The 19,536-nt window shown below is 60.1% G+C and carries 15 protein-coding genes; 10 read left to right on the top strand and 5 right to left on the bottom strand.

All coding sequences use genetic code 11. From position 1 onward, the window contains the following. Positions 1–3: 3 nt before the first annotated feature. The 9 genes from murD (at position 4) to lpxC (ending at position 10,491) form a co-directional block, all read left to right on the top strand. Positions 4–1,350, top strand: a complete 1,347-nt coding sequence (gene murD / locus ACQ4OB_RS01565; protein WP_074880081.1) for a UDP-N-acetylmuramoyl-L-alanine--D-glutamate ligase — start codon at positions 4–6, stop codon at positions 1,348–1,350. Further along, on the top strand, positions 1,347–2,564 hold the full coding sequence (gene ftsW, locus ACQ4OB_RS01560; RefSeq protein ID WP_074880076.1) for a putative lipid II flippase FtsW: 1,218 nt from the start codon (positions 1,347–1,349) through the stop codon (positions 2,562–2,564). Before murD ends, ftsW begins: the two co-directional genes overlap by 4 nt. Beyond that, on the top strand, positions 2,554–3,624 hold the full coding sequence (murG, locus tag ACQ4OB_RS01555) for an undecaprenyldiphospho-muramoylpentapeptide beta-N-acetylglucosaminyltransferase (RefSeq protein WP_076029837.1): 1,071 nt from the start codon (positions 2,554–2,556) through the stop codon (positions 3,622–3,624). Before ftsW ends, murG begins: the two co-directional genes overlap by 11 nt. Further along, on the top strand, positions 3,617–5,077 hold the full coding sequence (murC, locus tag ACQ4OB_RS01550; protein WP_074880068.1) for a UDP-N-acetylmuramate--L-alanine ligase: 1,461 nt from the start codon (positions 3,617–3,619) through the stop codon (positions 5,075–5,077). Before murG ends, murC begins: the two co-directional genes overlap by 8 nt. Next, positions 5,074–6,030, top strand: coding sequence for a D-alanine--D-alanine ligase (locus ACQ4OB_RS01545; RefSeq protein ID WP_430955001.1), 957 nt, complete (start codon positions 5,074–5,076; stop codon positions 6,028–6,030). Before murC ends, ACQ4OB_RS01545 begins: the two co-directional genes overlap by 4 nt. A 4-nt stretch (positions 6,031–6,034) precedes the next feature. After that, positions 6,035–6,904, top strand: a complete 870-nt coding sequence (locus tag ACQ4OB_RS01540) for a cell division protein FtsQ/DivIB (RefSeq protein ID WP_074880062.1) — start codon at positions 6,035–6,037, stop codon at positions 6,902–6,904. 14 nt (positions 6,905–6,918) lie between these two features. After that, the gene (gene ftsA / locus ACQ4OB_RS01535) at positions 6,919–8,178 is read left to right on the top strand and encodes a cell division protein FtsA (protein WP_008147519.1); all 1,260 of its coding nucleotides are present in this window, start codon (positions 6,919–6,921) and stop codon (positions 8,176–8,178) included. Positions 8,179–8,273: 95 nt separating this feature from the next. Beyond that, complete coding sequence (gene ftsZ / locus ACQ4OB_RS01530) at positions 8,274–9,467, top strand: cell division protein FtsZ (protein ID WP_074880059.1); 1,194 nt, start codon at positions 8,274–8,276, stop codon at positions 9,465–9,467. Positions 9,468–9,579: 112 nt separating this feature from the next. After that, on the top strand, positions 9,580–10,491 hold the full coding sequence (gene lpxC, locus ACQ4OB_RS01525) for a UDP-3-O-acyl-N-acetylglucosamine deacetylase (RefSeq protein ID WP_008147525.1): 912 nt from the start codon (positions 9,580–9,582) through the stop codon (positions 10,489–10,491). A 196-nt stretch (positions 10,492–10,687) separates the two neighbouring features. Here the strand turns inward: lpxC and ACQ4OB_RS01520 are convergent, their stop codons facing one another. The 5 genes from ACQ4OB_RS01520 to ACQ4OB_RS01500 form a co-directional block, all read right to left on the bottom strand. Continuing rightward, positions 10,688–12,181, bottom strand: coding sequence for a sensor domain-containing diguanylate cyclase (locus tag ACQ4OB_RS01520; protein WP_102616484.1), 1,494 nt, complete (start codon positions 12,179–12,181; stop codon positions 10,688–10,690). A gap of 146 nt (positions 12,182–12,327) precedes the next feature. Further along, complete coding sequence (locus ACQ4OB_RS01515; protein ID WP_430955000.1) at positions 12,328–13,647, bottom strand: OprD family porin; 1,320 nt, start codon at positions 13,645–13,647, stop codon at positions 12,328–12,330. Between the two features lie 194 nt (positions 13,648–13,841). Next, positions 13,842–14,066 (bottom strand): hypothetical protein, encoded by a 225-nt coding sequence (locus tag ACQ4OB_RS01510; RefSeq protein ID WP_074880051.1) that lies wholly within the window; start codon positions 14,064–14,066, stop codon positions 13,842–13,844. Between the two features lie 364 nt (positions 14,067–14,430). Next, positions 14,431–17,535, bottom strand: coding sequence for a multidrug efflux RND transporter permease subunit (locus ACQ4OB_RS01505; RefSeq protein ID WP_430954999.1), 3,105 nt, complete (start codon positions 17,533–17,535; stop codon positions 14,431–14,433). Continuing rightward, positions 17,532–18,692, bottom strand: coding sequence for an efflux RND transporter periplasmic adaptor subunit (locus ACQ4OB_RS01500; protein ID WP_102616481.1), 1,161 nt, complete (start codon positions 18,690–18,692; stop codon positions 17,532–17,534). The genes ACQ4OB_RS01505 and ACQ4OB_RS01500 overlap by 4 nt, the downstream gene beginning before the upstream one ends. A 488-nt stretch (positions 18,693–19,180) precedes the next feature. Between ACQ4OB_RS01500 and ACQ4OB_RS01495 the strand changes: the two genes are divergently transcribed. After that, positions 19,181–19,438 carry a hypothetical protein gene (locus tag ACQ4OB_RS01495; RefSeq protein ID WP_007943495.1) on the top strand — a complete coding sequence of 86 codons (258 nt, stop codon included), beginning with the start codon at positions 19,181–19,183 and terminating at the stop codon, positions 19,436–19,438. Positions 19,439–19,536 lie beyond the last annotated feature (98 nt).

The raw sequence follows: 19,536 nt of genomic DNA, 5'->3' as shown, positions 1-19,536 counted from the left end.
CGAGTGTCTCTGATCGCTTCTGACCACTTCCGCATCGTTGTCGGCCTCGGCAAGAGCGGCATGTCCCTGGTTCGCTTCCTGGCGAACCGGGGCACGTCGTTTGCTGTTGCCGACACGCGGGAAAATCCACCGGAACTGGCCACGCTCAAGCGTGACTATCCGCACGTGGAAGTGCGTTGTGGCGAGCTGGACGTCGAATTCCTGTGCCGCGCCGACGAGCTCTACGTGAGCCCCGGCCTGGCGCTGGCGACCCCGGCCCTGCAGGCTGCCGCCGCCCGTGGCGTGAAATTGTCCGGTGACATCGAGTTGTTCGCGCGTAACGCGAAGGCGCCGATCGTCGCCATCAGCGGTTCCAACGCGAAAAGCACCGTCACCACACTGGTCGGCGAGATGGCTGCGGCGGCCGGCAAGCGTGTCGCCGTCGGTGGCAACCTCGGTACGCCGGCGCTGGACCTGCTCAGCGACGACGTCGAGCTGTACGTGATGGAACTGTCGAGCTTCCAGCTCGAGACCACCGATCAGCTCAACGCCGAAGTGGCGACCGTGCTCAACGTCAGCGAAGACCACATGGACCGCTACAGCGGCCTGCCGGCTTATCACCTGGCCAAGCACCGGATCTTCCGGGGTGCCAGGCAGTTTGTGGTCAACCGTCAGGATGCCTTGAGCCGTCCGCTGATTGGCGAAGGCCAGCCATGCTGGACCTTCGGTTTGAGCAAGCCCGATTTCAAGGCATTCGGTATCCGCGAAGAAGACGGCGAGAAGTACCTGGCCTTCGAATTCCAGAACCTGATGCCAGTGCGCGAGCTGAAAATTCGCGGTGCCCACAACCAGTCCAACGCCTTGGCGGCATTGGCCCTGGGCCACGCCGTCGGCCTGCCGTTCGACGCGATGCTGGCGAGCCTGCGCACCTTCGCCGGGCTCGAGCATCGCTGCCAGTGGGTCCGTGACCTGAATGGCGTGAGCTACTACAACGATTCCAAAGCCACCAACGTCGGTGCCGCACTGGCGGCCATCGAAGGCCTGGGCGCGGACATCGACGGCAAACTCGTGCTGATCGCCGGTGGCGATGGCAAGGGTGCCGAGTTCAAGGACTTGCGTGATCCGGTGGCGGCCAACTGCCGCGCCGTGGTGCTGATGGGGCGTGACGCCGAGCTGATTGCTCAAGCCATCGGCGATGCCGTGCCACTGATTCGCGTCAACTCGCTGATCGAAGCGGTCGAGCAATGCCGCGCCATCGCAGAGAAGGGCGACGCCGTGTTGTTGTCGCCGGCCTGCGCCAGTTTCGACATGTTCAAGAATTACGAAGACCGTGGTCACCAGTTCGTCCGCGCTGTGGAGGACCTGGCATGAGCCTGATGAACATCATCAAGCCCTACCCGTCGCCGATCATCACCGGGCGCGGTATCGACCTCGACTTCCCTATGCTCGCCGGCTGCCTGGCCTTGATCGGCCTCGGGCTGGTCATGATTGCCTCGGCATCGACCGAAGTGGCGGCTGTGCAGTCGGGCAGCGCGCTGTACTACATGATTCGCCACCTTATCTACGTGGTGCTGGGCCTGGGTGCCTGCATCGTCACCATGATGATTCCGATCGCCACCTGGCAACGCCTGGGCTGGCTGATGCTGATTGGTGCGTTCGGTTTGCTGGTGATGGTGATCATCCCGGGGATCGGCCGTGAAGTGAACGGTTCGATGCGCTGGATCGGCTTCAGTTTCTTCAACGTTCAGCCTTCCGAGATCGCCAAGGTGTTCGTGGTGATCTACCTCGCCGGCTACCTGGTGCGTCGTCAGAAAGAAGTGCGTGAAAGCTGGATGGGCTTCTTCAAGCCGTTCATCGTTCTGCTGCCAATGGCGGGTCTGTTGCTGATGGAGCCGGACTTCGGCGCCACTGTCGTGATGATGGGCGCTGCTGCGGCGATGCTGTTCCTCGGCGGGGTCGGGCTGTTCCGTTTTTCCCTGATGGTTGTCCTGGCGGTCGGGGCGGTGGTGTTGCTGATTCAAGTGCAGCCGTATCGAATGGCGCGCCTGACCAACTTTGCCGATCCGTGGGCCGACCAGTTCGGTGCCGGTTATCAGTTGTCTCAAGCGTTGATCGCTTTTGGTCGCGGCGAATGGCTGGGCGTTGGCCTGGGCAACAGCGTGCAGAAACAGTTCTACCTGCCGGAAGCCCACACCGACTTCGTGTTTTCGGTCCTGGCCGAAGAACTGGGTGCCGTCGGTTCTTTGTGCACGGTAGCGCTGTTCGCCTTTGTCTGTATTCGCGGGATGTACATCGGTTATTGGGCCGAGAAGGCCAAGCAGTTTTTCGCCGCCTACATCGCGTACGGCTTGTCGTTCCTATGGATTGGTCAGTTCCTGATCAACATCGGGGTGAACGTCGGTCTGCTGCCAACCAAGGGTCTGACCCTGCCGTTTCTCAGTTACGGCGGTAGCTCGTTGGTGATCTGCTGTGCCTGTCTCGGCTTGTTGCTGCGCATCGAGTGGGAAAGTCGAACCCACTTGGGCAGCGAAGAGATGGAGTTCCATGAGAGTGACTTCGCCGAGGAGCCGACCCATGGGCGCTAACGTATTGATCATGGCGGGCGGCACCGGTGGCCACGTGTTCCCGGCGCTGGCGTGTGCTCGCGAATTCCAGGCCCGTGGTTACACCGTGCATTGGCTGGGGACACCGCGTGGCATCGAGAACGAACTGGTCCCGATGGCCGGCATCGAACTGCATCGGATCAATGCCAGCGGATTGCGTGGCAAGGGCAAATTGTCCCTGCTCAAGGCCCCATTCATGTTGCTCAAGTCGATCTGGCAGGCTCGGGCGATCATTCGCCAGTTGCGGCCGGTGTGTGTCGTCGGCTTTGGCGGTTATGTGACCGGTCCCGGTGGCGTTGCCGCCAAACTGGCTGGTGTGCCGGTGATCGTTCACGAGCAGAACGCCGTGGCCGGTACCGCCAATCGGTTGCTGGTGCCGTTGGCCGCCCGAGTCTGTGAAGCGTTCCCCGACACCTTTACTCTGTCGGGCAGCCGTCGGACCACCGGTAACCCGGTGCGCACCGAGCTGTTCCTCGAAACACCGCGACAGGCTCTGGCCGGTCGCAAGGCGCGTTTGCTGATCCTGGGTGGAAGCCTGGGCGCAGAACCGTTGAACAAGTTGCTGCCTGAAGCCCTGTCGCAAGTCGCCCCCGACCTGCGCCCGGAAGTGTTTCATCAGGCCGGCAAAAACCACGATGAAGTGACTGCAGAGCGCTATCGCGCGGCTGGCGTCGAGGCGCAAGTGCAGCCTTTCATCAAAGACATGGCCCACGCCTATGGCTGGGCCGACCTGGTGGTGTGCCGCGCAGGCGCGTTGACCATCAGTGAACTGGCCGCCGCCGGTCTGCCCTCGATGCTGGTGCCTTTGCCCCACGCGATCGACGATCACCAGACCCGCAACGCCGATTATTTGGCCCGTGAAGGCGCTGCCTTCCTGATGCCGCAAAGAACGACTGGCGCAGCGGATCTTGCCGCACGCCTGACAGAGGTCCTGATGCAACCACAACGACTCACCGACATGGCTACCGCGGCACGCCGCCTGGCCAAACCCGATGCAACCCGTAACGTGGTCGATACCTGCCTGGAGGTGGCCCATGGTTGAGAATCAGAAAGCCATGCCGCAACCGGAAATGCGCCGCATCCGTCGCATCCATTTCGTCGGGATCGGCGGCGTGGGCATGTGCGGCATTGCCGAAGTGTTGTTGAACCTGGGCTATGAAGTGTCCGGTTCCGACCTGAAAGCTTCACCGGTGACCGAGCGTCTCGAGTCCTTCGGCGCCCAGATCTTTATCGGCCACCGCGCCGAGAACGCCGCGAACGCCGACGTACTGGTCACCTCCAGTGCCGTGAACACCTCCAACCCGGAAGTCGCCACTGCCCTGGAACGCCGCATCCCGGTGGTGCCTCGCGCTGAAATGCTGGCTGAGCTGATGCGCTACCGCCACGGCATCGCCGTCGCCGGTACCCATGGCAAAACCACCACCACCAGCCTGATCGCTTCGGTGTTCGCCGCCGGTGGCCTGGACCCGACATTCGTGATCGGTGGCCGTCTGAATGCCGCGGGCACCAATGCCCAACTGGGCACCAGTCGTTACCTGATCGCTGAAGCAGATGAAAGCGACGCCAGCTTCCTGCACTTGCAGCCGCTGGTGGCCGTGGTCACCAACATCGACGCCGACCACATGGCGACCTACGACGGTGACTTCAATAAACTGAAGAAAACCTTCGTCGAGTTCCTCCACAACCTGCCGTTCTACGGTCTGGCGGTGGTGTGCCTGGACGATCCGGTGGTGCGTGAAATCTTGCCGTTGGTAAAACGTCCGACCGTGACTTATGGCTTCGGCGACGACTGCGATGTGCGTGCGATCAATGTGCGTCAGCAGGGCATGCAGACCTTCTTCACCGTGCTGCGTCCTGATCGCGATCCGCTGGATGTCTCGGTGAACATGCCGGGCAACCACAACGTGTTGAATGCACTGGCAACCATCTGCATCGCCACCGATGAAGGCGTCAGCGATGAAGCCATCGTCCAGGGCCTGTCCGGGTTCCAGGGTGTCGGTCGACGCTTCCAGGTCTACGGCGAACTGCCAGTAGACGGTGGCAGCGTGATGCTGGTCGACGACTACGGTCACCACCCGACCGAAGTTGCCGCGGTCATCAAAGCCGTGCGCGGTGGCTGGCCGGAACGCCGTCTGGTGATGGTCTACCAGCCGCACCGTTACAGCCGCACCCGTGACCTGTACGACGATTTCGTCAATGTATTGGCCGACGCCAACGTCCTGTTGCTGATGGAAGTCTACCCGGCCGGTGAAGAACCGATCCCGGGCGCCGACAGCCGCAAGTTGTGCAACAGCATCCGTCAGCGCGGTCAGCTCGACCCGATCTACATCGAGCGCGGTGTCGATCTCGCGCCGGTGGTCAAGCCGCTGCTGCGTGCTGGCGACATCCTGCTGTGCCAGGGCGCCGGTGACATCGGTGGTCTTGCTCCAAAACTGTTGAAAAGTCCGTTGTTCGCTGGCGCCGTTGCTGCGCCGAGTGTGGGGAAGTTGAAATGACTGCTGCTTACGCCAACCTCGTCTCCACTGTCGCGCCGAAAGATTTCGGCCGCGTCGCCGTGCTCTTCGGCGGCAAGAGTGCCGAGCGTGAGGTTTCCCTCAAGTCGGGTAACGCGGTTCTCGACGCGCTGCTAAGCGCCGGTGTGGACGCGTTCGGTCTCGACGTGGGCGATGATCTGTTGCAGCGCCTGCTGAACGAAAAAATCGATCGCGCCTTCATCATTCTCCACGGTCGTGGCGGTGAAGACGGCAGCATGCAGGGCCTGCTGGAATGCCTGGGTATTCCGTACACCGGCAGCGGCATTCTTGCTTCGGCGCTGGCCATGGACAAGCTGCGGACAAAACAGGTCTGGCACAGCCTCGGTATTCCGACGCCACGCCATGCCGTACTGAGCTGCGAGGCCGATTGTATTTCGGCGGTGACGGAACTGGGCTTCCCTTTGATCGTCAAACCGGCCCATGAAGGTTCAAGTATCGGGATGGCCAAAGTGACCTCCACGTCGGAGCTGATCGACGCGTGGAAAGCGGCCAGTACCTACGATTCGCAAGTGTTGGTCGAGCAATGGATTCAAGGTCCGGAGTTCACCATCGCCACCCTGCGTGACCAGGTGTTGCCACCGATTGCCCTGGGCACGACGCACAGCTTCTACGACTACGACGCCAAGTACGTGGCTTGCGATACCCAGTATCGGATTCCGTGTGGCCTGGACAGCAACAAAGAAAAAGAACTGATGGACCTCACGGCGAAAGCCTGTGAGGCGCTGGGTATCGCCGGTTGGGGCAGGGCTGACGTGATGCAGGACGCCGACGGGCAGTTCTGGTTTCTGGAAGTCAATACCGCACCGGGCATGACCGATCACAGTCTGGTGCCGATGGCGGCTCGTGCTGCCGGTCTGGATTTCCAGCAACTGGTTCTGGCGATTCTGGCCGCAAGCATTGAGCCGCGAGGTTAAGACCATGCAAGGCGCACAGCTGAGACATCAGCCCTCCGCACCGACCGGCCGCAAGCCGGTACCGCGGGGTGCCAGCCGAATGGTGGCCAAAGAGCCGATGTCTGCGCGCCTGCCGAAAGCCAATTTCGGTTTTCTGAAAAGCCTGTTCTGGCCGGTGCTGCTGGTCGCACTGGGTTTCGGTACTTACGAAGGCGCGCAGCGTTTGTTGCCGTACGCCGACCGGCCGATCACCAGGATCAACGTGCAGGGCGACCTGAGTTACATCAGCCAGCAAGCAATACAGCAACGGATCGCCCCGTACGTGGCGTCGAGCTTCTTCACCATCGACCTGGCGAGCATGCGTACCGAGCTGGAAACGATGCCATGGATTGCCCACGCCGAAGTGCGTCGGGTGTGGCCGGATCAAGTGGTGATCCGCCTGGAAGAACAACTGCCGGTGGCCCGTTGGGGCGATGAATCGCTGTTGAACAACCAGGGCCAGGCGTTCACCCCGCGCGAGCTGGCGAACTACGAACATTTGCCACAGCTGTTCGGCCCACAACGGGCCCAACAGCAAGTGATGCAGCAATACCAGGTGCTGAGCCAGATGCTCAGGCCGTTGGGCTTCTCGATTGCGCGCCTGGAATTGCGCGATCGAGGTAGCTGGTTCCTGACCACCGGCGCCGGCAGCGCGGGCCCGGGAATCGAACTGTTGCTGGGACGCGGCAACCTGCTGGAAAAGATGCGCCGTTTCATTGCCATCTATGACAAGACGCTTAAAGAACAGATTACGAACATTGCGCGCATCGATCTGCGCTACGCCAACGGCCTCGCTGTTGGCTGGCGGGAACCTGTAGCGCCCACGACAGCCCAACCCGCTGTCGCGAAGAATTAAGAAGAGGCAGGACCATGGCAAACGTGCAAAGCGGCAAAATGATCGTCGGTCTCGATATCGGCACCTCCAAAGTGGTGGCGCTGGTCGGCGAGGTCTCGGACGACGGCACGCTGGAAATCGTCGGGATCGGTACCCATCCGTCCCGTGGCCTGAAGAAAGGCGTGGTGGTGAACATCGAGTCCACCGTGCAATCGATCCAGCGCGCGATCGAAGAGGCGCAGCTGATGGCTGGTTGCCGCATTCACTCGGCGTTCGTCGGCGTGGCCGGCAATCACATCCGCAGCCTGAACTCCCACGGCATCGTGGCGATTCGTGATCGCGAAGTCAGCTCCGCCGACCTCGAGCGCGTGCTCGACGCCGCCCAGGCTGTAGCGATCCCGGCTGACCAGCGCGTGCTGCACACCCTGCCGCAGGATTACGTGATCGATAACCAGGAAGGCGTTCGTGAGCCTCTGGGCATGTCGGGCGTACGTCTGGAAGCCAAGGTTCACGTGGTCACCTGCGCCGTCAACGCCGCACAGAACATTGAAAAATGCGTGCGTCGCTGCGGCCTGGAAATCGACGACATCATTCTCGAGCAGCTGGCTTCGGCCTACTCGGTCCTGACCGACGACGAGAAAGAGCTGGGCGTGTGCCTGGTGGACATCGGTGGCGGCACCACCGACATCGCGATCTTCACTGAAGGCGCGATCCGTCACACCGCAGTGATCCCGATTGCGGGCGACCAGGTGACCAACGACATCGCCATGGCGTTGCGCACTCCGACCCAGTACGCCGAAGAAATCAAGATTCGCTACGCCTGCGCCCTGGCCAAACTGGCCGGTGCCGGTGAAACCATCAAGGTCCCAAGTGTCGGCGACCGTCCACCGCGCGAGCTGTCCCGTCAGGCCTTGGCCGAAGTGGTCGAGCCGCGTTACGACGAACTCTTCACGCTGATCCAGGCCGAACTGCGTCGCAGTGGCTACGAAGACCTGATCCCGGCCGGCATCGTGCTGACCGGTGGTACGTCGAAGATGGAAGGCGCAGTCGAACTGGCCGAAGAAATCTTCCACATGCCGGTGCGCCTGGGCGTGCCGCATGGCGTCAAGGGCCTGGACGACGTGGTCCGCAACCCGATTTATTCCACTGGCGTTGGCCTGTTGATGTACGGCCTGCAGAAGCAGTCCGACGGGATTTCCTTCTCGGGCATCAGCAGCCGCGACAGCTACAGCAATGAAGAACCGAAAGCCGCCTTGCTCGATCGCATCAAGAGCTGGGTACAAGGCAACTTCTAACGAAGCAGATTCAAGCGACAAGTTTCAAGCGGCAAGCGGTAAAAGCAGCAAAACGCAGTAGGCGAAAAAACTAGAGAAATGAAAGGAGAGGGAAAATGTTCGAACTCGTAGACAACATCCCCGCAAGCCCGGTTATTAAAGTTATCGGTGTTGGCGGAGGCGGCGGCAACGCCGTCAACCACATGGTCAAGAGCAACATTGAAGGCGTTGAATTCATCTGCGCCAACACTGATGCCCAAGCGCTGAAAAGCATCGGCGCGCGGACCATCCTGCAACTGGGCACCGGCGTGACCAAAGGTCTCGGCGCTGGCGCCAACCCTGAAGTAGGTCGTCAGGCCGCTCTCGAAGATCGCGAGCGCATTGCCGAAGTCCTGCAGGGCACCAATATGGTGTTCATCACCACTGGCATGGGCGGTGGTACCGGTACCGGTGCTGCGCCGATCATTGCTGAAGTGGCCAAGGAAATGGGGATTCTCACCGTTGCGGTGGTGACTCGTCCTTTCCCGTTCGAAGGTCGCAAGCGCATGCAGATCGCCGATGAAGGCATCCGTCTGCTGTCTGAAAGCGTCGACTCGTTGATCACCATTCCCAACGAGAAGCTGCTGACCATCCTTGGCAAGGACGCAAGCCTGCTGTCCGCATTCGCCAAGGCCGACGATGTACTGGCCGGTGCCGTTCGCGGTATCTCCGACATCATCAAGCGTCCGGGCATGATCAACGTCGACTTTGCCGACGTGCGTACCGTGATGAGCGAAATGGGCATGGCGATGATGGGCACTGGCTGCGCCAGCGGTCCGAACCGTGCACGTGAGGCCACCGAAGCGGCCATTCGCAACCCATTGCTGGAAGACGTGAACCTGCAAGGTGCACGCGGCATCCTGGTGAACATCACCGCCGGTCCTGACCTGTCCCTGGGTGAGTACTCCGACGTGGGTAGCATCATCGAAGCTTTCGCTTCCGAGCACGCGATGGTCAAGGTCGGTACCGTTATCGATCCGGACATGCGCGACGAGCTGCACGTAACAGTAGTAGCCACTGGTTTGGGCGCAAAAATCGAGAAGCCTGTAAAGGTCATCGACAACACCATGCACACGTCCGTGGCTTCGCAGCCGCAGCAACAAGCGTCTTCGCGTCAGGAAGCGCCTGCTGTGAACTACCGTGATCTGGACCGTCCGACCGTCATGCGCAACCAGGCTCAGGCCGGTGCTGCGACTGCCGCGAAGATGAATCCGCAAGATGATCTGGACTACCTGGACATCCCGGCTTTCCTGCGTCGTCAGGCCGATTGATGGAATGTATCAGGGCTATGAAGGTGATTGGTGTTCAGCAAAGGTCTGGTCTGCTATCATCGCCAGCCTTTGTTGATACCAGTTCGCAATTTGCGCTGAAGCGGCCCAAGCCATGATTAAACAACGCACACTGAAAAATATTATCCGTGCTACAGGTGTAGGCCTGCACTCCGGGGAAAAGGTATACCTGACCCTCAAGCCCGCACCTATCGACACCGGCATTGTGTTTGTTCGTGCCGATCTCGACCCTGTGGTGCAGATTCCTGCCCGCGCGGAAAACGTTGGTGAAACCACGATGTCGACCACATTGGTCAGTGGTGACACCAAAGTGGATACGGTGGAGCACTTGCTCTCGGCCATGGCTGGCCTGGGCATCGATAACGCCTACGTCGAGCTCTCCGCGTCTGAAGTTCCGATCATGGATGGTAGCGCTGGACCTTTCGTATTCCTGATTCAATCGGCCGGCCTGGAAGAACAGGACGCACCGAAGAAGTTCATCCGGATCCTGCGGGAAGTGACAGTGGAAGACGGCGACAAGCGCGCCACTTTCGTCCCTTTCGAAGGCTTCAAGGTGAGTTTCGAGATCGATTTCGATCACCCGGTTTTCCGTAACCGCACACAAAGTGCAAGCGTGGATTTTTCCAGCACTTCGTTTGTAAAAGAAGTCAGCCGCGCCCGTACCTTTGGTTTCATGAGTGATATCGAGTACCTGCGCAAGCACAACCTCGCACTCGGCGGCAGCGTTGAAAACGCTATTGTGGTCGACGCGGATGGCGTACTGAACGAAGACGGCCTTCGCTATGAAGACGAATTCGTGAAGCACAAGATCCTCGATGCAATTGGTGACCTCTACCTGCTGGGCAATAGCCTGATTGGTGAGTTCAAGGGCTTCAAGTCCGGACATGCATTGAACAACCAGCTGCTGCGCAAGTTGATTGAGCAGACAGATGCTTGGGAAGTCGTGACTTTCGAAGACGCCAGCACTGCACCGATCTCTTACATGCGTCCAGTTGCGGCCGTGTAAGTAAAAACCTCTCTAGTTTTTAAAGGCTACCTTCGGGTGGCCTTTTTTTATGCCTGGAAAGTCGATCGTTCCCACGCATTGCGATGATCGTTCCCACGCTCCGCGTGGGAATGCCTCAAGGGACGCTCCGCGTTCCAGCTCTCGAAAGGGACGCGGAGCGTCCCGGGCTGCATTCCCACGCGGAGCGTGGGAACGATCATCCTGCGACTACCCGATTACGCCCACTTTCCTTGGCCTGATACAGCGCCTTGTCCGCTGCAAACAATAGCTGTTCGAGGCTGATGTCGGTGGAGGTGGTCCAGGTGCTGATACCGATACTGACAGTAATCGGCGACTCGGCACCTGCCACCCGCGGCAACTGCTCTACGGTCGCGCGGATGTGTTCGGCAATCTGTTGCGCACCCTGGCTATCGGTTTCCGCGAGAATCACCGAAAACTCCTCACCGCCATAACGGGCGACCAGGTCAGCGGGTCGTCTCACATTGTCGGCGATCACCTTGGCCACCGAGCGCAACGCATCATCGCCAGCCTGATGCCCATGACGATCGTTGAACGCCTTGAAATGGTCGGCATCAATCATCAGCAGCGACAAAGGCTGGCCGGAACGTTGAGCGCGGAACCACTCATGCCGCAGCACCTGATCCAGCGTTCGGCGGTTGGCCAGGCCGGTCAAGGGATCGGTAGCCGCCAGTTGCGCCAGTTCCTGTTCGGCGTGGTGGCGCAGGCGCAGTTCGCGGCTGAGCAGCCAGGTCAGCCAGAGCAAGCCGATGCACAGCGCCATCGTCGCAACGCTAACCACCACCGCCGTACGCTTCCACGAGGCAAACACTTCATCACTGGACAGTGCAACGATGACGATCAACGGCAAGTTGCCCACCTTGGAGAACGTGTACAGGCGTTTGTCCTTATAGCGGCTTGAAACACCGGTGAAGCTGCCGTTGCCTTCTTTGACGATGCGCTGGAAGTTGGGACGGCTGCTGAAGTCCTTGCCAATCAGCTCCTCGGCCAAGCGGGGCTCCTGGGCCAGAAGAATCCCGTCCGAGCTGATCAGGTTGACCGAGCTGTCACGACCGATGCTCAAGCTGTTGAACAGTTGATCGAAATAACTCAAGCGCATGGCAGCTTCGGCCACGCCAAGAAATTCGCCTTGTGAGCCGCTGATTCGGCGACTGAAGCTGATTCGCCATTCATGTTCAGGTTGGCTGGAACGGAAGGGACGGCTGATGAGCATGTTCGTGTCGCGATTGTTCACGTGCGACTGAAAGTATTCGCGGTCGGCAAAATTGCCCTTTCTGGGTTCTACCGAGGCCGAGTCGGCGATCACGTCACCCTTGTTGTCCAGCAACAGAATGTCGCCCTTGTGCGGCGCGGCAGTGGCACGGTCAAACAAGGCCAAATGGCGAATGGCAGGAGAAACGTTCTTGAGGTCTTCACGCTGGGAGGCAGCGATCAAGCCGAGCAAGGACACGTCATAGAGTTCGACATTGCGCAGCACGTCGGCGTCGATCAGTTGCACAATGTTGGTTGCTGCGCGAGTGGCCGACTGTTCAGCATTGGCGCGTTCGCGAATGAGCAGGAACGCGACGATGCTCAATATCGCAATCACCAACAGCAAACTGCCGAGAACCAGGAGCCGCTCCGATCGCGTCGACCGGACCGGGTGGTGAGATGTCGCACTGCTCACACTCATGGTTCTACTTCTGCTAATGAGGCGTTATTAAAGTGTTTTGCAAGACTCAGGCAGAATCCCGGAAACCATTTGCGTTCGGTGCGCCTGTATAAATCCCGAGTAAAAAAAAGGCCAGCAAAACATGCTGGCCTTTTGCTTATTGAAGCTTAGAAGACATTGAGCGGGTAGTCGACGATCACCCGGTATTCATCGGTGTCCTGATCCAGCGCGCCATAGCCGTTGCCTCCACGGTTGGTCGCCCATTGCAGGCGCAGCGCCAGGTTTTTGGCCTTGCCGCCCTGAACCACGTAGTTGAGGTCGATGTCACGTTCCCAGTGCCTGGCGTTTTTGCCGTCAGCGCTGTACCACGAGGCATAACCGGGACTGTCCGGATCGACCTTGGTCAGGTCCAGTTCACCTCGGGAGTAAGAGATCGCCGAGGTCAGGCCGGGGAGGCCGAGCCCGACAAAGTCGTAGGCGTACTTGAGTTTCCAAGAGCGTTCGTTCGGGCCGTTGAAGTCCGAATACTGCTGGGAGTTGTCGAGGTAGACGCTGTCGCCCTGGCTGATGTAGTCGAACGGCGTGTTGCCGTTGACCCGCTGATAGGCCGCGGTAACGCTGTGATCGCCGACCCCCACGGTGAAATGCAGGCTGTAGGTATTGTTGTCGATGTGGCCCAGCAGCGCATCGCCGGTGTCTTGCGTGTGATAGGCATGCAGGCCGGGGTTGAGGCTGACCCGATCGTTCAAGGCGTAGGTGTAATCCAGGTCGTAGTAATACTGGTTCCAGATGTCCTTGAGTTCGGAAGCATAGACGCTGCTGGTCAACCCCGGCAGGCCGCTCCAGGCCACGCCGGCCCAATTCAGGTGCTTACTTTCGTCACCGTCGGCCAGGCTGCCGTAGGACGTGCCGATTCGGGTGTGTCCACTCTGGTTGTAAGGCTTGGTGAAACTCGCCTGGCCACCTTCAATCATCCAGCCGTCAAAACGGTGGTTGGTCAGGCTGACGCCGCGAAAGGTCTGGGGCAGCATGCGGGTTTCGCCGCCGGCGATCACCGGGTTGGCGAGAAACAAGTCACCGGCCTTCAGTTCGGTATCGTAGGCACGCATTTTCAGCGTGCCACCCGCCGTCGAGAACGAGCCCGGCGCTTTGCCGTTGCCATCGCTGACCGGCAGGATGCTCGACCCATCGGTACCGCCACCGCCGTCGAGCTTGAGCCCGAGCATCGCGTGGGCGTCAACGCCGAAACCGACGGCGCCTTGGGTGTAGCCCGAGTCGAAGAGGCCAAGGAAACCCTGGCCCCATTCAATGTTGTCGTCCGTCTGCTGCAGGCGGTTGCGGTTCATGTAGTAGTTACGGGCGTTGAGGTTGAGGCTCGATCCTTCAACGAAACCTTCGGCGTTTGAGTCGTCTGCGGCGTGAGCAGCAGGCGTCACCGTTGCAGCGATTGCAATGAACAACGGGCTGAATCTGAGAGGGAAACGCACTAGCGGTAAAGCTCCTTGGGTCAACTTAGAGCCTCATTGTCTTGAGACTCAGGATGTTTCTTGTTAGGGGAGACGAACTAAAACTGATTAAAACCACAACGAAAAAAAGCCGCTGATAGCAGCGGCTTGAAGACAACTTTTCAAAGGAAAGAGCCGATGAAAAGTGTCGAGGGAAACAGAGCGATATTGAACAATCAGCTTTCTTTCTCAATCGGTGGTCGGGCCTGAGTGCTCGACGCTTGAGGGGTTTGCGCAGCTTCCTGAGCCTTGGCCGTCATTTCGTTGTGAGTCTGTTCGAATGCAGCCGCGCGTGCGGAGTTTTGCGCGACGAACGTCTGCGACTCTTCAGCGATGGCGAACGGAGACAGAAACAAAGAGGACAAAACGAAAGCGCTGGCAATACCCATAGTGTTGGACATCTTTAAAACCTTCTTGCTTGGCAAGTGCTGTTTGGTGCGGCAAAGATAAGGGGGTTTTGCGAGGGGAAAAAGAGCGGATTCATGAAAGGACTGTTGCGCTTAAGGCAACAGTTGACCACCGATCGTTCCCACGCTCTGCGTGGGAATGCCTCAACGGACGCTCCGCGTTCGGCTTGGAATGGGACGCGGAGCGTCCCTGGCTGCATTCCCACGCGGAGCGTGGGAACGATCATTTGGCGGGGTCAGACCGGGAGATGGATACCGAAGGTATTCATGCCGTGATCACTGCGCACAAAAACATCCCCACCATGCATCAGCGCAATGGCCTTGAAGTCTTCGATAATCAGAACGCGCATGACCCGCCTCAGTCTGTGGTCGCCAGCGCCGGTTGAGGTGCTGATGCTGGTGGGAGAGGGTGCCGATGGAATAGCCGCTCGAGCCACAAGTATATGACCGGCGTGGTGAACAGCGTCAGCGCCTGGCTCACCAGCAAGCCGCCAACCACCGCAATCCCCAGCGGCTGGCGCAGTTCGGCGCCGGTGCCATAGCCGAGCATCAGTGGCAGGGCGCCGAGCAGGGCGGCGAGGGTGGTCATGATGATCGGTCGGAACCGCGTCATACACGCCTCATAGATCGCCTCTTCGGGAGGCAAGCCACGGTTGCGTTGCGCTTCCAGCGCGAAGTCGATCATCAGGATGCCGTTCTTCTTGACGATGCCGATCAGCAGCACCAGCCCGATCAGCGCCATGATCGAAAAGTCCTGGCCGCAGATCCACAGCATGATCACCGCCCCCAGCCCCGCCGAGGGCAGCGTCGAAATGATCGTCAGCGGATGCACGAAGCTTTCATACAGAACGCCAAGAATGATGTACACCGCGACCAGCGCCGCCAGAATCAGCCAAGGCTGACTGGCCAGCGAACTCTGGAACGCCTGGGCCGCGCCCTGGAAATTGCCACTGATGGCCACCGGCATGCCGATGTCGGTCTTGGCCTGGTCGAGCATGATCACCGCATCGCCCAACGCGACGCCGGGCGCCAGGTTGAACGACAGGTTGGCCGCCGGGAACATCCCGTCATGAGCGATAGATAACGGGCCGATGGTCGGCGCTTCGAATTTCGCCAGGGCCGACAGCGGCACCATTTCCCCGCTCAGGGGCGAGCGCAGGTAGAAATAGTTGAGGCTTTCGGCCTTGCCGCGCTGCTTGGTGTCGAGTTCCAGAATCACGTTGTACTGGTTGGTCTGGGTCTGGAACTCGTTGATCTGCCGTTGACCGAAGGCATCGTACAACGCTTCGTCGACATCGCTGGCGGTCAGGCCGAAACGCGCTGCGGCGCTGCGGTCAATGCTGATGTGGGTGATGCTGCCGCCCAGTTGCAGGTCGTTGGAAATGTCGCGGAACGCCGGGTTGGCGCGCAGCTTTTCCGTCAGGCGCTGGGTCCAGGTGCTCAGGAGTGCCCCGTCGTTGCTCTTGAGCACGTATTGGTACTGCGCGCGACTCGGACCGGAACTGAGGTTGATGTCTTGCCCGGCGCGCAGGTACAGCACGATGCCCGGGACTTTCATCAGTTGCGGGCGAATCCGGTCGATGAATTGGCTGGCGGACACGTCTCGATCGCCGCGCTTTTTCAGCGAAATCCAGAAGCGGCCGTTAGCGATGGTCTGGTTGCTGCCCGCAACGCCGACCGAGTGTGAGAACGTCTCGACAGCGGGGTCGGCGGCAACGATTTCTGCCATTGCCAGGTGTTTTTTCACCATGTCGCCGTAGGAAATATCAGCGGCTGCTTCGGTGGTGCCAAGGACGAAACCGGTGTCCTGCACGGGGAAGAAACCCTTCGGAATGAAAATGTACCCGGCGACCGCCAAGCCGAGGGACAGGCCGAACACACCGATCATCAACTTCTGATGGGCGAGGGCCCGGCGCAGGCCTTTTTCATACAACGCCAGTAACCGCTCGCCGAAGCCCGATTGGCGGTGTTGCGGCGCACGCATGAATAGCGCGGCCAACGTCGGTGCCAGCGTCAGGGACACCACCACCGAAATCATGATGGTCGAGGTAGCGGTCAGGGCGAACTCCTTGAACAGTCGCCCGACCACGCCGCTCATGAACAACAGCGGAATGAACGCCGCCACCAGCGAGAAACTGATCGATACCACGGTAAAACCGATCTCGCCGGCACCCTTGATCGCCGCCTCGCGCCTGCCGTCGCCGGCTTCCAGGTGACGGTGAATGTTTTCCACCACCACAATCGCATCGTCCACCACAAACCCGACGGACACCACGATCGCCACCAGCGTCAGGTTATTCAGGCTGAAACCCATGAGGTACATCAGGGCAAAACTGGCGATCAGCGACACACCGAGCACCGACGCCACGATCAGGGTTGCCGACAACTGCCGCAGGAACAGCGCCATCACCGCCACCACCAGCAGGATCGCGATCAGCAGGGTGATTTCCACTTCATGCAACGACGCGCGGATGGTCTGGGTGCGGTCGACCAGCACGTTGACCTGCACCGAGGCCGGCAGCATGGCCTCCAGCGCCGGCAGGGCTGCTTGAATTCGGTCGACGGTCGCGACGATGTTGGCTCCCGGTTGCCGGAAAATCACCAGGTTCACCCCCGGCTTACCATCAGCCCACGCCTGGATGTAGGCGTCTTCCGAACCGTTGACGACTTTGGCCACATCCTTGAGATGAACCGGTGCGCCGTCCTTGTAGGAAACAATCAGCTGACCGTATTCCTCGGGATGGAACAACTGGTCGTTGGTGGACAAGGTCGAAATGCTCGACTCGCCGTACAACGCCCCTTTGGCCAGATTGAGGCTGGTCTGCTGGATTGCCAGGCGAATGTCCGCCAGGGTCAGGCCGATGGCAGCGAGTTTGTCTGCTGACGCCTGCACCCGGATCGCCGGACGTTGCTGACCGGTGATGTTGATATTGCCTACACCGTCGATCTGGCTAATCTGACGGGCGAGCAGGGTTTCCACCAGGTCACTGACTTCGGTGCCGGGCATTTGCGGCGAGTGGATGCTGAGGATCAGCACCGGGCTATCGGCCGGGTTGACCTTCCTCCAGTTCGGCAGGTTCGGCATGTCCTTGGGCAGTTTGCCGGCGGCGGTGTTGATCGCGGCCTGGACTTCCTGCGCGGCGGTGTCGATGCTTTTGTCGAGGGTGAATTGCAGGGTCAGGATGGTCGAGCCCAGGGCGCTGCTCGAGGTCATCTGGGTCACGCCGGGGATGGCGCTGAATTGCACTTCAAGCGGCGTGGCCACCGACGAGGCCATGGTTTCGGGGTTGGCGCCGGGTAATTGCGCGGCCACCTGGATGGTCGGGAATTCCGCTTCCGGCAGTGGTGCAATCGGCAGTCGCGGGAAGGCGATGACACCGAGCAGCACCAAGGCAAAGGTCAGCAGGACCGTCGCCACCGGATGATCGATGCACCACGCGGAGATCGAACCATGGCCCTTCATGGTTTTGGCTCCGATTGCACCACTTGCGGTGGATCGGTCACGACCTGCACGGTCGAACCCGGTTTGAGCCGCGACTGGCCGTCGCTGACCAGTACGTCGCCCGGATTCACGCCTTTGATGAGGTCCTGGCCGCTGCCTTGATGAATGATCTGCACCTGAACGGCTTCGACCTTGTCACCCTTGACCCGGTAGACGAAATGTTGATCGAGGCCACGTTGTACGACGGTGGGCGGCACTACCAGCGCATTTTTATCCAGTGCTGTCTGAATCTTTACCGTTACCAGCAGGCCCGGCCAGAGTTTCTGTGCGGGGTTGGCGAATTCGGCTTTGGCGCGGATGGTCCCGGTGTTGGCGTTGATCTGGTTGTCGATCAGGGTCAGGCGACCTTCGCCCAGCAGGTTGCCGGTTTCCCCATCGGTGTCGGCACCGATGTAAGCCTTGACCGGCGTGTGCTGTGGATCGTTGATCAGGCCTTGCAGGGTCGGCAACATGTGTTGCGGCAGGGAAAACTCCACGGCGATCGGGTCGATCTGGGTCACCGTGAAGAGGCCTTGAGCGTCGGTCATGCGCAGGAAGTTGCCTTCATCCACCGTGCGAATACCGACGCGACCTGTTACCGGGGAGCGAATCTGTGTGTAGGAAAGCTGCACTTGAGCGGCGTCGATCGAGGCCTGGTTGCCTTGGGCGGTGGCTTTGAGTTGGTTGACCAGGGCTTGTTGCTGGTCGTAGGTCTGCTTGGAAACCCCGTCGTCCACGCTCAACAGTTTGTAGCGCTTGAGGTTGACCTGAGCCACTTGCAGTTGCGCCAGGCTTTCGCCAAGTTGCGCTCGGGCCTGCTCGAGGCTGGCGCGGATCGAGCGGTCGTCGATGGTGGCGAGCAGGTCGCCTTTGTTCACCCGTTGGCCTTCCTTGACCAGGATTCTGGTGAGGATGCCGTCGATTTGCGGACGCACCACAACGCTATGCAGGGACAGCACCGAGCCGATGCCGCTGACGTAGCGTGGGACGTCTTTTTCGATGACGTTCACTACCCGGACGGGGATCGCAGAGGGTGCGGTCAGTTTGGTGGCCGCGGGTTTGTTGGCGTACCACAGGCCCAGCGCTGCCAGGACGATCAGAAGGGCTGTGAGCAAGGCGGGGTTTTTCTGAATTCGCATGCGAGTGGGGCGCCGGGGCTGTGGGTCGGTTTTTTTTCAGGTTTGTATCTTCCTTTATAAACCTGTTCTCCGGTCAGGGAGGTAAATGCTAACTGACGGCGCTGTCAGTTTTGACCTCTGCGGGGCGATGCCGATCCTTCCTGATGAACACCTACACTCAGCCTTCCGAAGGGGCGGGTGGATCAAGATTAAGAGCTGCAGGCGAGCTAACGCTCGGCCTGATGAGTGGTGAGGAGCGAAAGGCGAACACCGATCCCTTGTGGGAGTGAGCCTGCTCGCGATGGCGGCCTGACAGCCGACCAATGTCGCGCAGATGGATACTGTTCAATTGGGTCCGGGCGGGGTTCCGACGAAGGCGTCAGGTCAGTCAACGCAAAACCCGACGGACTCGCTTGCTGCTTGAAGCTTGCAACTCCCGAGACAGGTATACTGCCGCCTTTCGCGGCTCGCTGATCGGGCCCGACTCTATTGCATCACCCGGAGCTTTCATGACTTCCCCGACACAACCGCCGGTTGCCGACGCTTTGAGCGACGACCAGGCAGACCTGCCAGACAGCGTCGACTCCAGCGCAGACAGCGAAACCAAAGCCGCGATCCCGGCGTTCAAGTTCCCGTTCAAGCCGGGCGACCTGGCCGCCGCGAAGAATGCCAGCCAGCCCTGGTACAAGAACGGCGCCAAGAACGGCCATACCAAGACCCCGGGCGCAGCGCCTCCTGGCACTCGTCGCTCGATGGGCAAGCGCTGACGGTCAGGCATTTTGTTGCGCGGTAATTGTTCTGTCTGTCATTGAGATAGTTCCCACAAGGATGAGCGATTCGTCCTCTGGGAAAGTCGGTGGCCTCT

Origin of the sequence: Pseudomonas sp. ES4 (assembly GCF_050586665.1) — a bacterium.
GTDB classification, from domain to species: domain Bacteria; phylum Pseudomonadota; class Gammaproteobacteria; order Pseudomonadales; family Pseudomonadaceae; genus Aquipseudomonas; species Aquipseudomonas frederiksbergensis.
Note: the sequence above shows the minus strand (reverse complement) of the source record. Positions and strands in the feature narration are given on the sequence as shown.

Bases quoted from the DNA above. Each gene is read 5' to 3' on its own strand.
- ftsW (WP_074880076.1), top strand. From the start codon at position 1,347: ATGAGCCTGATGAACATCATCAAGCCCTACCCGTCGCCGATCATCACC.
- murG (WP_076029837.1), top strand. From the start codon at position 2,554: ATGGGCGCTAACGTATTGATCATGGCGGGCGGCACCGGTGGCCACGTG.
- murC (WP_074880068.1), top strand. From the start codon at position 3,617: ATGGTTGAGAATCAGAAAGCCATGCCGCAACCGGAAATGCGCCGCATC.
- ACQ4OB_RS01545 (WP_430955001.1), top strand. From the start codon at position 5,074: ATGACTGCTGCTTACGCCAACCTCGTCTCCACTGTCGCGCCGAAAGAT.
- ACQ4OB_RS01540 (WP_074880062.1), top strand. From the start codon at position 6,035: ATGCAAGGCGCACAGCTGAGACATCAGCCCTCCGCACCGACCGGCCGC.
- ftsA (WP_008147519.1), top strand. From the start codon at position 6,919: ATGGCAAACGTGCAAAGCGGCAAAATGATCGTCGGTCTCGATATCGGC.
- ftsZ (WP_074880059.1), top strand. From the start codon at position 8,274: ATGTTCGAACTCGTAGACAACATCCCCGCAAGCCCGGTTATTAAAGTT.
- lpxC (WP_008147525.1), top strand. From the start codon at position 9,580: ATGATTAAACAACGCACACTGAAAAATATTATCCGTGCTACAGGTGTA.
- ACQ4OB_RS01520 (WP_102616484.1), bottom strand. From the start codon at position 12,181: ATGAGTGTGAGCAGTGCGACATCTCACCACCCGGTCCGGTCGACGCGA.
- ACQ4OB_RS01510 (WP_074880051.1), bottom strand. From the start codon at position 14,066: ATGTCCAACACTATGGGTATTGCCAGCGCTTTCGTTTTGTCCTCTTTG.
- ACQ4OB_RS01505 (WP_430954999.1), bottom strand. From the start codon at position 17,535: ATGAAGGGCCATGGTTCGATCTCCGCGTGGTGCATCGATCATCCGGTG.
- ACQ4OB_RS01500 (WP_102616481.1), bottom strand. From the start codon at position 18,692: ATGCGAATTCAGAAAAACCCCGCCTTGCTCACAGCCCTTCTGATCGTC.
- ACQ4OB_RS01495 (WP_007943495.1), top strand. From the start codon at position 19,181: ATGACTTCCCCGACACAACCGCCGGTTGCCGACGCTTTGAGCGACGAC.